Origin of the sequence: Empedobacter sp. UBA3239, from assembly GCF_002362875.1 — a bacterium.
Taxonomy (GTDB): Bacteria; Bacteroidota; Bacteroidia; order Flavobacteriales; family Weeksellaceae; genus Empedobacter; species Empedobacter falsenii_B.
In genome coordinates this window covers 77,150-90,502 of the sequence record NZ_DEVJ01000016.1, presented here as the reverse complement: position 1 = coordinate 90,502, position 13,353 = coordinate 77,150, and the positions used below count along the sequence as shown (strand labels likewise).

The 13,353-nt window shown below is 30.3% G+C and carries 11 protein-coding genes and 3 tRNA genes; 11 read left to right on the top strand and 3 right to left on the bottom strand.

The genetic code is table 11. The features are described 5' to 3' along the window. Positions 1–146 precede the first annotated feature (146 nt). Complete coding sequence (locus B4G36_RS03000; protein WP_291061905.1) at positions 147–1,610, bottom strand: helix-turn-helix domain-containing protein; 1,464 nt, start codon at positions 1,608–1,610, stop codon at positions 147–149. 229 nt (positions 1,611–1,839) lie between these two features. Here B4G36_RS03000 and B4G36_RS02995 point away from each other — a divergent pair, with 229 nt between their 5' ends. Together B4G36_RS02995 and mtgA are read left to right on the top strand one after the other, a co-directional pair. Then, positions 1,840–4,152, top strand: coding sequence for an outer membrane beta-barrel family protein (locus B4G36_RS02995; RefSeq protein ID WP_291061903.1), 2,313 nt, complete (start codon positions 1,840–1,842; stop codon positions 4,150–4,152). Positions 4,153–4,214: 62 nt separating this feature from the next. Next, complete coding sequence (gene mtgA / locus B4G36_RS02990; protein WP_291061901.1) at positions 4,215–4,886, top strand: monofunctional biosynthetic peptidoglycan transglycosylase; 672 nt, start codon at positions 4,215–4,217, stop codon at positions 4,884–4,886. Positions 4,887–4,927: 41 nt separating this feature from the next. Here mtgA and B4G36_RS02985 read toward each other — a convergent pair whose 3' ends face one another. Next, positions 4,928–5,410, bottom strand: a complete 483-nt coding sequence (locus tag B4G36_RS02985; protein WP_291061899.1) for an N-acetyltransferase — start codon at positions 5,408–5,410, stop codon at positions 4,928–4,930. A 33-nt stretch (positions 5,411–5,443) separates the two neighbouring features. After that, positions 5,444–6,199, bottom strand: coding sequence for a glycerophosphodiester phosphodiesterase (locus B4G36_RS02980; RefSeq protein ID WP_291061897.1), 756 nt, complete (start codon positions 6,197–6,199; stop codon positions 5,444–5,446). 167 nt (positions 6,200–6,366) lie between these two features. Between B4G36_RS02980 and guaA the strand changes: the two genes are divergently transcribed. The 9 genes from guaA to B4G36_RS02935 all read left to right on the top strand — a co-directional run bounded on the left by guaA (position 6,367) and on the right by B4G36_RS02935 (position 13,338). Continuing rightward, positions 6,367–7,899: a glutamine-hydrolyzing GMP synthase gene (guaA, locus tag B4G36_RS02975; protein ID WP_291061895.1), complete on the top strand. Its 1,533-nt coding sequence runs from the start codon at positions 6,367–6,369 to the stop codon at positions 7,897–7,899. Between the two features lie 73 nt (positions 7,900–7,972). Beyond that, entirely contained in the window at positions 7,973–8,542 is a 570-nt protein-coding gene (gene xpt, locus B4G36_RS02970) for a xanthine phosphoribosyltransferase (protein WP_038334617.1), read from the top strand. Positions 8,543–8,616: 74 nt separating this feature from the next. Beyond that, complete coding sequence (locus tag B4G36_RS02965) at positions 8,617–9,789, top strand: hypothetical protein (protein ID WP_291061892.1); 1,173 nt, start codon at positions 8,617–8,619, stop codon at positions 9,787–9,789. Positions 9,790–9,934: 145 nt separating this feature from the next. Continuing rightward, a tRNA-Gln gene (locus B4G36_RS02960) sits at positions 9,935–10,005 on the top strand. Positions 10,006–10,097: 92 nt separating this feature from the next. Continuing rightward, a tRNA-Gln gene (locus tag B4G36_RS02955) sits at positions 10,098–10,168 on the top strand. Between the two features lie 38 nt (positions 10,169–10,206). Continuing rightward, positions 10,207–10,277 (top strand) — tRNA-Gln (locus tag B4G36_RS02950). A gap of 81 nt (positions 10,278–10,358) precedes the next feature. Further along, positions 10,359–10,901 carry an RNA polymerase sigma factor gene (locus B4G36_RS02945; protein ID WP_291061890.1) on the top strand — a complete coding sequence of 181 codons (543 nt, stop codon included), beginning with the start codon at positions 10,359–10,361 and terminating at the stop codon, positions 10,899–10,901. Positions 10,902–10,945: 44 nt separating this feature from the next. Next, the gene (locus B4G36_RS02940; protein ID WP_291061888.1) at positions 10,946–11,503 is read left to right on the top strand and encodes a C40 family peptidase; all 558 of its coding nucleotides are present in this window, start codon (positions 10,946–10,948) and stop codon (positions 11,501–11,503) included. A gap of 8 nt (positions 11,504–11,511) precedes the next feature. Continuing rightward, positions 11,512–13,338, top strand: coding sequence for a hypothetical protein (locus B4G36_RS02935; RefSeq protein ID WP_291061886.1), 1,827 nt, complete (start codon positions 11,512–11,514; stop codon positions 13,336–13,338). The last annotated feature ends 15 nt before the right edge of the window (positions 13,339–13,353 follow it).

Here is a 13,353-nt window from a genome sequence, read left to right as displayed (position 1 = left end):
TTCAATAGACCACATGGTTCATTTAAAGGTAAAACTCCTTATGAAATACTAAAATCAAAACTAAAATAATTATATTTAAAGTCTACGAGGATATGACGTACGAGAATGTATAGTTTTGAGTAATGTTCTTACTTACTTCATGTTTATTATAAAAACTTGATATAATTTGAAGGTCTAAAACCTGTATGTTCCAAGAATGCATCCGAAAAAGTCTTTCTCGAGTTAAAACCTGTTTCTTCTGCTAAAGCATCAATTGTATATTTTTTGAGATTTGGTTCATCTGCAAATCGTTTCAAAAGATGATTAATTCTTAATTCGTTGATATATTGGTTAAAATTTTTCGATCTCGAACGATTAATATAATTTGACACAATTGTTCGATTGGCGTTCAATTCTAGAACCAAATCATTCAACGAAAATTTTGGATTTAGAAACAACTTTTGTTCTTCAAACAATTGCAAACTTTGTTCGAAATCTTCATCAATTTCAACTTCGAATTTTGTTTTTTCTAATTGATTTTCTTCCTTAATATCTAACTCAAGTATTGTTATTTCATCAAGACATTTTTGTAAATAATTCTTCTTTTTTTGATGTTTTTGATTCATTTTATAAAAAACAATTCCACCAAAAATTAGAATTGCAACTAAACCAAGAAATGAAGTTCTTTTAAAGTATTGATTCTTTTCTTTCAATAAATTTCGTTCTGTTTTCAAGAATGTATTTTCATATTTTTCGAGATTTGGTTTCAAAACAGTATGATCAGCCACATAAAACAAACTATCAAAAGACAATAAATCATTTACAGATAATAATTTATCTCGATTATTTCCATACTTCTCATTATATTCAACCACTCGTTCATAGGAAAGTCGTAATTCTTCATCAAGAATTTTATATTGTTTTGAGAATTCGACAACATTTTCAAAATATTGGATTGCTTCTTTATTTCGGTTTTGTTGATATAAAATTTCACCTAAAAATTGCTCCGAAATCACATACCATTTGATGTCATTTTGCTTCCAGAAAACTTGTTGTGCTTTTTTCAATGTATTAAATGCCGAATTATAATCTTTTTTGTAAAAATCAATAATTCCTTTATTCTTCAAAGCATATTGATAATTTACCGTATCAACCGTTTCGGATAATTCAACTTTATTGTAATAATCACTTTTGTTCAGATGATTTGTTTTGCTATATAAATAAGACAATTTCCCAAGAATTGAGAGATAAATGCTGAACGATTTTGGTTGCTCTTTATGCTTTTCAAAATAAGGCAAAGAAGTTTCGTACAACGTTATAGATTCGTTGGTTTCATGCAAGCTTTCTTTTGTTTTCGCAATTCCGACGAGCGAAGAATAAAATGTAAAATCATCTTTTATTTCGGTTGATAGTTGTTTCGAAATGGTAAAATTTTTCAAAGCATTATTGTAATTACGTTGCTCCAAAAAATAATTTCCTTTTTCGATATAAGCTTCACTCAACACAACTTTATCATTCAATCGATAAGCTGTTGAAATCGTTGAATCAATAATTCGAAGATTTTCTTCAACCAAATCATTATTTTTTTGACGCAAAAATTCAGCTTTATCATTTTGTGTTTTTCCAAACATATTTATTGAACTGAATATGAATAGAATAACTGTGATAAATTTAAGAAAACTATTTTCCGAAATTATAAAACGTAACATATTGTATTTCTTTAATTTGAATAACATTGTAAACAATTATCATTTGACACCAAGTTGATAAAAAACATTTAAAAATATAAATTAAAATTGTTCAAACAAAAATTTTACTTCCTCTAAATGTAAGTAAAACAATAATCAACACAATTTTATTATGAAATTTTTACAATTAATTCTCATTTTGATTAGTTCTTTTGCTTTTGCACAAGAAAAATATTCGATTACAGGAAATATTTCATCAGAAAATGAGTCAAAAACAATTCACGCTAAAGTTATTTTACACGATGAATTTCAAAATGTTATTCAAACAATTGAAACTAAAAATTCAAATTTTAACTTTGAAAATTTAGAACCAAAAACTTATTCAATTTCAGTTATTTATGATAATAAAATTCAAGATGAAGAACCTTTTTATTTGAACGAGAATAAAACATTTTACTTAAATATTGATGAAACTGTACAAATTAATGAAGTTGTAATCAATGGAAAAAAAGAAACTTTCAAAATAAAAAATGGCAATTATACTATTGATGTCGCCAATTCAAATTTTAATAAACTTGCTACAACTAAAGAATTATTTTCAAAATTACCAAGCGTCATGTTAGGCGCAGATCAAGAAACATTGACAATTATTGGAAAAGGAAACCCTTTGTTGTATTTGGACGATCAACAAGTTGATTTTTCTACCATTTCGAGTTTAGCAATTGAGGACATAAAATCGATTGAAATCATCAAAAACCCTTCAGCGAAATATGAAGCAAATGGAAAATCTGTCGTAAAAATTAATCTAAAGAAAAGTAAAAAAGAAGGTTTAAAATTGACTTTGCAAGAAACATTATCGTTCAAAAGAAAGTTTAATAATTATTTCAATTCGACTTTTCAAATTCGTAAAAATAAAAGCGAATTTAAACTAAACGCATCTTATAATCAACTAAATCCGTGGGAAGGAAATGGATTCGATTATCGCATAAAAGACAAAAATATTCAGTCCAATTATTTCATAAAATCTCAAACGAAACGTCCACATTTTATTGTAAACACAAGCTTTTTTCAAGAATTAAATGAATCTGGAGATTATTTTTCGTTTGCTATTAATTCAAATTTCAGAAAAGATAAAGGTTTGATTGATACCAAAACAGAATATACCGAAAATAATGAAAATAAATCTATTTTAACGTTAAATGATAATGAAAATCATCGAAATTTTGTGAATACTTTGATGAATTACAATAAAAATATTCAATCAATTGACGCAAGTATTTTAGCAGGTTTGCAATACACGATTTATAACACAGGAACGACATATGATTTTTACAATAAGATAAATGAGAATGATGTAGAGTACAATCAATCGCGCTATCAAAAATATCGTCTTAAGGTTTTTGCAGGAAAATTTGATGTCGAAAAAAAGTATGAATCTGATCAAAAGATTGAATTTGGAGGACGTTTTACTCATGCAAAATCAGAAACAACTAATCAAACGTTTTTTCCTCAAAAATTATCAGAAGAATTTCTCTATAAGTTCAAAGAGCTAAATCTTGCAGCCTATTTGCAATACACAAAAAACTATGAAAAATGGAATTATAAAGCTGGATTAAGAACAGAAACAACTAATTCTAAAGGTTTTGATGAAATAAAACAACTTTCGGATATTGATAAAAAATACATCGATTGTTTTCCAAATGCAGAAATTAATTACACTTTTGAGAATAAAAATGTGTTGACAATTTACTATAAACGTACCATTGATAGACCGAATTACAGTACTCTTTCTTCTGGGAATTTGTACGGAAGTCCTTATATCGAATACAGCGGAAATTTTAATATTTTACCTACTTACATTGATACGTTTTCTGCGAATTATTCATTAAAAAAATGGAATATGAATGTGACGTATTATCAAAGTAAAAATCCAATGAATTATACATTGATTTATGATGATGTGAGAAATATTTCAACATTTACAACGGTTAACTTTGAAAAAGAAAAAAATATTTCTGTTGGTTTAGATGTTCCGTTCGAATATAAATTTTGGTCAACACAAATTAGTTTAGCTATGATTTATAGTAAAATAATTGATGAAAAAGCTGTTCTTAAAAAATCTGTTCCGTATATCTATTTATACTCTAATCATAATTTCAAATTGGGAAAAGATTTTAATTTTATGCTTGATGGATATTGGTTAAGTAAACGAACAGAAGGAATTTATGATCGAAATTCTCAAATTATCGTCAATCTTGGATTGACAAAGTCATACAAAAACTTTGATTTTTCTATTCGTTTCAATGATTTATTCAAGCAAATGAAATTTAGCGAAACATTAAATTATGATAAAATTAGTTCTAAAAATCTATTTTTAGTCGATTATCAAGAACTATCTGTTGGTGTTAAATATAATTTTGGCCGATTAAATAAAACCATCTCGAAAGAGAATAAAGTAAATGAAGAAGAAGATAGAATTAGGTAGTAGTTTTATTTCCAAAATTCAATAAATCGTATAACTTTGCTTTCATAATTTAAAGAAATAAAATGTTTAAATTTATTCGTAAGGTTGTACTTTATCTTTTTGTAGCTCATTTTGTATACATTGTTGTGTTAAAGTGGATTAATCCGCCGTTCACGATTACGCAAGTTCAGCAAGGTTTTGAACAAGGAAAATTTAAGCGCGATTATATTTCCTATGAAGAAATGGGACGAAATATAAAATTGGCTGTAATTGGTTCCGAAGATCAAAAGTTTCCTGTACACAATGGATTTGATATGGATGGAATACAAGAAGCGATCGAAAAAAATAAAGAAGGGAAAAAACTTCGTGGAGGTTCTACGATTTCTCAACAAGTAGCGAAAAATGTGTTTTTGTGGCAAGGTCGTTCTTGGTTGAGAAAAGGATTGGAAGTTTATTTTACGTTTATGATCGAAAAAATTTGGGGCAAACAACGTATTTTAGAAATGTATTTGAACACTTCGGAAATGGGAATTGGTGTTTTTGGAGTTGAAGCAGCTTCAGAATATTATTTTAATAAACCAGCTAAAGATTTAACCAAAAATGAAGCGGCTCGAATTGCAGCAGCTTTGCCATTGCCACGAAAATATAATGTGAATCCGCCTTCGTCTTTTATCAGTAGACGCGCTAGTCATATAGAGCGACAAATGCGAAATATACAAGGAAGCACTGATTTGGAAAAGGTTTTAGGAGAATAAAATAGAAAAGAGAAGTTAATAAGCTTCTCTTTTTTGTTTTATTACTCTCTCCAATTAATTTTAACCGCAGAAATTTTCTCTAATTCCAAACGAATTTCAGGAAGTAAATTGAAATCATTTTTCATGTAAAAAGCCAACGGAGAACAATAAGGCTCTCCATTCGCTTTTGTATCTTTTTCATGGTCGATTACCCAACCATTTAGTTCTGTCGAAAATGTTTTTAATCGATTAAGAATTTTACGTCCCAAACCAATTTGATGCAACTCGCTATCCACAATTATTGCAAACCATTTTTCATAATCTCTTTCAAAAATAACCGCCCAAGCTCGCATTTGATTGTTTTCATCTACAGCAAAAAAATGTTTCGCTTCAATCAAACTATTCAAATAATTTTCGGTGTCCTGTAAACTCTCAAAAGCCAAATTAATAGGATATTCGTTGTTCCAAATTTTAAAAATATAGTCTTTATGAATTTGGTTTAATGTTGTAAATGAATAGATTTCGAATGAGTTAAGTTGAGACATAAAATGATTTCTTATTCCGCTAAATATACTAATTTATTTAGTCAAAATTTCTTTTAAAATCAAAGGTTTATCAGTTGTAATATAATCAGCTTTCATATCAATCATTTCTTGCATCACTTTTGGGTCGTTAACTGTCCAAACATTAACCAATAAGCCCAAATCTTTTGCTTCTTTCACCCAAGTAGGATTTTTCTGAAAAACGCTATAATGATAATCAATTCCATTCCAATTTCTCGCTTTTACTTCTTGAGGAGACAAATCTCCAGCTAAATAAGAAACGTGAAATTTTGGAGCTAATTTCTTGAATTCATCACAAATGTTTGTACTAAATGAAATGATTTCAACTTGTTTTTCTACTTTATGTTTTTTGATGATTTCAATTGCTTTTTTTACTGCACGATCTTCATTTTCTTTTGATGAGTGAGGTTTTAATTCGAAAATTAATTTAACTTTCTTATTCTTTTTTCCTTGTTCAAAATATTCTTCTAAAGTTGGCATATTTTCGTTGTTAGCTAATTTCAACGTTTTTAAAAGAGAAGAATTTGTAGTTTCTATTGTATGACCTTGGTAATGATCATCATGATTTACCATCAAAACATTATCAGCACTAATTAATACGTCAAATTCAGAACCATAAGCACCAATTTCTTGTGCAGATTTTAGAGATTTAATCGAATTTTTTGCATTGTTTTCGGTGTCCCAATAACCGCGATGAGCAATAATTTTTTGAGCATTTGCCATATTTGTAAGCATAAAGGTTGTTAAGGCAGTAAATATAAATTTTTTCATGATGAATTGTTTTTCGAAGTAAAATTATTTTGTTTAAAGGATTTTGACGTTATCTAAAGATTAAGAAGTTAAATTTATGAAAGAATCTATCGAAAAGCAGAAAAAATGAATCGAATAAAATTGGGATTCAACCGAAATTCGCTTAATTTTGCACAAAGACAAACAGAATGACGCAAGGAATTATTATTTTAGATTTTGGCTCGCAATACAATCAATTAATCGCGCGCCGAATTCGAGAATTTGGAGTTTACACAGAAATTATTCCCTACAACACTTCAATCGAAGAAATCAAAAAACACAATCCAAAAGGAATTATTTTATCAGGAGGTCCTTCTTCAGTTTTTGGAGATGAAGCTGCTTTGGTAGAAAAAGAATTATTCGAATTAGGCGTTCCTGTATTAGGAATTTGCTATGGAATGCAATTGATTTCTCACTTATTAGGAGGTGAAGTTAAAAAAGGAGAAAAAGGAGAATATGGAAAGTCTGAATTAACTGTTTTAGCTCAAAACAGCTTATTTACAGGAGTTCCAGAACAATCTACAGTTTGGATGAGCCACTTTGACGAAGTCATAAATGCGCCAATTGGATTTACAGTTTCAGGAAAATCAAACATCGATATAGCAGCAATTGCTAATGAAGAACGTCAGATTTTTGCGGTACAATTTCACCCAGAAGTTACACATTCAGAATATGGTTCAACAATGTTAGAAAACTTTGTTTTCAATATTTGTCAAGCTGAAAAGAATTGGGTTTTAAAAGATTTTATCGAAACAGAAATTGCTCGTATAAAAGAAGTAGTTGGTGATAAAAAAGTTATTTTAGGACTTTCTGGAGGTGTTGATTCTTCTGTTGCTGCGGTTTTGATTCATCGTGCAATTGGCGATCAATTAACATGTATTTTTGTTGATACTGGTTTATTGAGAAAAGATGAAGGGAAGAAAGTAATGGAAAATTACGGAAAACACTTCAACATGAACATCAAAATGGTGGATGCTTCAGAACGTTTCTTAACAAATTTGAAAGGTATCGATGAACCAGAAGCAAAACGTAAATCAATTGGTAAAGATTTTGTGGCTGTTTTTGATGAAGAATCGAACAAATTTGAAGATGCAGCATTCTTAGCGCAAGGAACTATTTATCCTGATGTAATCGAATCGCAATCTGTAAAAGGACCTTCTGCAACAATCAAATCGCATCACAATGTTGGTGGATTACCAGAAGATATGAAACTTCAATTATTAGAACCATTACGCGAATTATTCAAAGATGAGGTACGTAAAGTTGGAGTAGAATTAGGTATTCCTCGTGAATTAGTTTACCGCCATCCTTTCCCAGGACCAGGTTTAGGAATCCGTGTTTTAGGCGAAGTAGACGAAGAAAAAGTACGTATTTTACAAGAAGCTGATCAAATTTTTATTGACGAGCTTTATGCACATAATTTATACGACGAAGTTTCTCAGGCTTTCGTGGTGTTATTACCTGTAAAATCTGTTGGAGTAATGGGAGACGAGCGTACGTACGAATATACGGCGGTTGTTCGTTCTGCAAATACGATCGATTTTATGACAGCAACGTGGTCAAAATTACCTTACGAATTCTTAGAATTAGTTTCGAATAGAATTATCAATGAGGTAAAAGGAATTAACCGTGTAGCTTACGATATCAGCTCAAAACCACCAGCAACAATCGAGTGGGAATAAGCTAAAAAATATATCAAAGCCAGCCAATGTGCTGGCTTTTTTTCTATGTAAACTTTAAAAAACTAAATATTAAATGGAACTTTTAAAAGAAAGAATTCTGAAGGATGGAAAAAGTTTCGATGGTGGAATTCTAAAAGTTGATAGTTTTATCAACCACCAAATGGATCCTGTTCTGATGAAAGCAATAGCGTCGGAATTTGTCCAGCGATTTTCGGATTTAAACATTAATAAAATCATTACAATTGAAGCGAGCGGCATTGCACCAGCGATTATGGTTGGATTAGAATTGAATTTGCCTGTTGTTTTTGTGAAAAAAGCTAAGCCTAAAACAATGGCAGATTTTTATGCGTCGCAAGTATATTCATTCACGAAAGACCGAACGTACGATGTTTGCGTAAGTAGCCAATTTCTGAATGAAAATGATAATGTTATTTTTATTGATGATTTTTTAGCGAATGGAAATGCAGCATTGGGTGTTGAAGATTTGATTAAACAATCTGGCGCAAACCTTTTGGGAATGGGCTTTATAATTGAGAAATCATTTCAAGAAGGTCGTGATCGTTTACTGAATGAAAACATTAGAGTAGAATCTTTAGTAAGATTAAAATCTTTAGGAGACAACTCTATTATTTTTGAAGAATAAAAAATATCAACCAAAAGCGAATTTATATTGGCTTTCTTTTTATTTTTAAAAAACAAAAAACTTACCTTGATAATATGAAAATAAAATTACTTGCTTTAACGCTCTCTTTACTATTCTTTACAAATTGTAATTCGTACAAATCGGCGAATTCAGCATTGGTTTCTGGTAATTTTCAGCAAGCTTTTGAGCAATCTACACAAGTCTACTTCAAAAATCCATCGGAGAAAAACGGAATCAAATATGTCCCATTAATTTTTGAAGCTTATAACAAAGGACAGCAAGAAGATGAAAATAGATTAAAACAAATCGAAACGTTGACGAATTCTTCTAAATATCAGGAAGCGTATCAAATTATTAATCGTTTGCAAGAAAGACAAAAAACGATTGCTGGAATTGATGGAAGATTGATTAGTGGGAAAACGTATAATTTCAAAACAAAAGATTATTCAGTAGCTTATAAAACAATTCAAGAAAAGTATGCGCAATTTTTGTACGATGAAGGAAAATCTTTTCTAAATCAAGGAGGAAAACTGAATGCACAAACGGCTTATCAAAAGTTTCAAGTTTTAGAAAGTGTTTATTCAAATTATAAAGATACTCGTAGTTTAATGAATACGGCTCGTACAAACGGAATGTATAAAGTTTTGGTGCAATTGGTGAACAACACAGAAGTTGTTATTCCTAAACTATTAGAGAAAGATTTGTTAGATTTTAATTCGTATGGATTGGATTCTAATTGGACTGAATTTTACACGGGAAAATTAAATAGTTCTTATGATTATGTAATTCAATTAAGTTTTGAGACGATAAATGTTTCACCTGAACGAGAAAAAATTGAGGTGCATAATTTTGAGAAAAAAATTGTTGATGGTAAAGAAGAATTGGTGCAAAATGGAGTAGTGGTAAAAGATAAAGACGGAAAACCAGTGAAGGTAGATCGTTATATTACAGTAAAAAGTCGTTTTGAAGAAGTACAACGCATCAAGGAAGCTGCAATTACGACAAAATATTATTTGATCGATAATCAAAAAGAGCAAGCCATCGATTCTAAAAATTTAGTAAGTCAGTTTATTTTTAGAGATTCTTACGGAACTTACAAAGGTGATCGACGTTCTTTGGATCGAGATTATATAAATATGATTGGTAGAAGACCAGCTCCATTTCCATCAAATGAGCAAATGATTTTTGATTGTGGGCAAGATTTGAAACGTAAATTCAAGAACGAAATCATCCGTATGAAGCTTTGATAAAAAAAATGTAAAAAATTTAATCATTTTTTAAAATTCATTTTCAATAGCTTATCACATAAAACGTCTGTTTTAGCTAAAAACTTGTAAAATTAGTTTTGGTGAATTAAAAAACCTTTCTATATTTGCACAGCAATTAAGACATAGACCCATGGTGTAACGGTAGCACATCGGTTTTTGGTGCCGCTAGTTGGGGTTCGAATCCCTGTGGGTCTACAAAAGTCTTATGCCTCGATAAGCAATTGTTGAGGCATTTTTATCTAACCTAGTTAAGAGAAAAGTTGCAAAAATTGAAATAAAATTTAGTCAGACCCATGGTGTAACGGTAGCACATCGGTTTTTGGTGCCGCTAGTTGGGGTTCGAATCCCTGTGGGTCTACAATTTTTCTTTTCAATTTTAACATAATAATCATGGACAGACCCATGGTGTAACGGTAGCACATCGGTTTTTGGTGCCGCTAGTTGGGGTTCGAATCCCTGTGGGTCTACAGATTTTAAGCTTCAATATTTTTATTGAAGCTTTTTTTATACTATATATTTTGTTATATTTATCATAATTGATTTAGTAAATGACATTAGAGGACATAATTTTAGAAGCTAAAAAAGGGAAACGAAATGCTCAGAACGCAGTGATAGAGGTTTTGTGGAACAAAGTTTATCATTATGTATTTTCTAAGATTAGAAACGAAGAAGAAGCCGAAGATATCGCTATAGAAACGTTTACGAAGGTTTTTACAAAATTGAAATTATATAACGAAGATTTTGACTTTACGACTTGGGTAATTTCTATCGCACATAATACGATGATTGATCATATCAGAAGATCTCCAAAACTGAATATTTCTCTTGATGATGAAACAAAATTTTTAGAAATTTTAGAAGATCATCCTTCGCCAGAAGAACATTTGATTTTAAAACAAGATAATGACACGCTGATAAAAGCTATTGCAAAATTGAGAGAACCTTATCAAAAAATTATAGAATTGCGTTATATCGAAGATAAAACATACAAAGAGATTGCTGAAGAACTCAATTTGACCTTACCAAATGTTAAAGTTCGTCTTTTAAGAGCCAAACAATTGTTAACAGAGGTGATGCAAGATAATATTTAGTAAATTTATTCGTTGAAAATTTGTTGAAGAAAACTGGATCGAAAATGAAGAAGCACATATACCTTACAACAATTATTACCGCAAGTTTATTCTTGACGTCTTGTGGAAGTAGTAAAGTAACTTCGTATAAGAAAACTGGTTCTAAAAAAGTTTATACTTCTTCCAAAAAAAACGAATCTACAGAGGTTTTTCGTTCTAAAAATGCTGATGATAGTGCGCCTCGTGATATAAATAAAATTCTAAAAACGGCAAAATCTTACTTAGGAACACCTTACAAATATGGTGGAGTTACGAAAACAGGTTTCGATTGTTCGGGACTGGTTTATGTAAGTTTCAAGGAAATGAATTTAGAATTGCCTCGTCGTTCGAGTGATCAAGCTGAATATGGAAAAGAAATTACAATCGAAAATGTTAAAATAGGTGATTTAATATTTTTTAATACTTCAGGAAATTCAATCTCACATGTAGGTATTGTAGAAAGTATTAATCATGACGGATCAATCAGTTTTGTACATTCATCAACTTCGAAAGGTGTCATCATTTCTTCTCTTGATGAAAATTATTGGAAAACTAGGTTTGTAAAAGCGGTTAGACTTTTATAACTTGACGTGTGCTTAAAAAAAGAAATATATTATTAACTTTTTTTGGATTACTATTTTTTAGTTTATCCATAATTGTTAATGCTCAAGAAGATAGTGTCAAAATTGATACAGTTAGAATTGAAAATAAAAATCATTCTAAGTTTAGAAAGTTTTACCAAAAATTATTATTCAAGAAAAAACCAACGAGTTTTCCTATTCAGCCCAATAATAATGTAGGTGATGGAAAATATCAAGGAAAAATTATTCGAAATATTTACTATAAAACACAAGACCCATTCGGATATTCTTTGCAGGACACGACGAGAAAACCGACAAGATGGATTGAAAGAACTGGAAATACACTACACGGGAAATCTAAGCAATTTGTGTTGCGCCAAAATATGTTGCTGAAACAAGGAGATAAATATGATTCTGTAAAAGCAGCTGAATCTGAGCGTTTAATACGTAGCAATCGTTCTATTCGTCGAGTAGAGATTAAGGAAGAAGCTGTCGGGAATGATTCGGTTGATTTATATGTCAATTCAATTGACTCTTGGAGTATGTTTATTACAGGTTCGGTTTCGAGTTCGAAAGCTGGAATTCGCATTAGAGAGCGAAATTTTTTAGGTTTAGGACATGTGTTTGATAATCGTTACCGTCACAATTACAAAACAGGAAATTCGTTATATCAATTTAATTATACGGTTCCAAATATTGCCCAAACTCGAATTATTGGGAATGTACGTTATTTCAAAAATGAAGATAATCATTATACAAAATCAATCAGTTTTGTACGACCTTTTTATTCGCCATTAGCACATTATGCAGGTGGAGTTTCGGTTGGACAAGTGTATTTTAAAGATTCATTAGATTTCGAAAAACCTATTTTGGTTGATAACCATTTCAAATATAATTACCAAGATTATTGGTTGGCAAGAGCGTTTAGAATTGATGATGGTCATTCAGAAAATATTACCAATTTTATTGTTTCAGGGCGATTTTATGATCGATCTTATACCGAAACACCAACTCCAGAAAACGATCCTGTGAACTTTTTTTCTGACCAAACGAATTATTTAGTAGGGATAGGAATTTCTTCAAAACGATATATCAAAACAAAATATATTTTCAATTATGATATTGAAGAAGATATTGCGATAGGGAAATCATTGGGCATTATAGGAGGAATTCAAAACATTCGTCAAACTGATCGTTATTATCTTGGCGGAAAAGCTTCTGCTGGAGGTTTTTTAAATACCGGTTTTTGGGGATTTGGAGTTGAGTTTGGAGGATTTTTTAATAAAGGAAAATTTGAACAAAAAACGCTGTCTGTAGAATTACAATATATGGCAAAGTTGATAAATTGGGGAAAATGGAAGTTCAGAAACTTCATGAAAACTAATTATCTTTTGGGACATGATCGTTTAGATTCTCCTGCGGATCAACTTTCGCTTCATGAACATGATTATTTGGGAATGGCAGGTTTTAAATCGGATAGAGGCTTAACAGGTCAACAGAAATTAATGTTCGAGTATCAATTGCAATCCTATACGCCTTACGAGTTTTTAGGATTTCGTATTTCGCCTTTTTTCAATGCGATGGTTGCGGCAATTGGAGATAACAAAAAATTTATACTGAATAATAACCCAATTTATTCGCGTTTTAGTTTGGGTGTGATGTTGACAAATGATTATTTTGTGTTCAACAATATTCGTTTTTCATTGTCGTATTATCCATCAATTCCTGGACAAGGCGATAATCTAATCAAGACAAATTTATTGGATAATAGAGATTTTCAAATGATGGATTTTGACTTTTCAAAACCAAATTACATTCGTTGGAATAGGTGGGATTAAGACATAAAAAAAGCT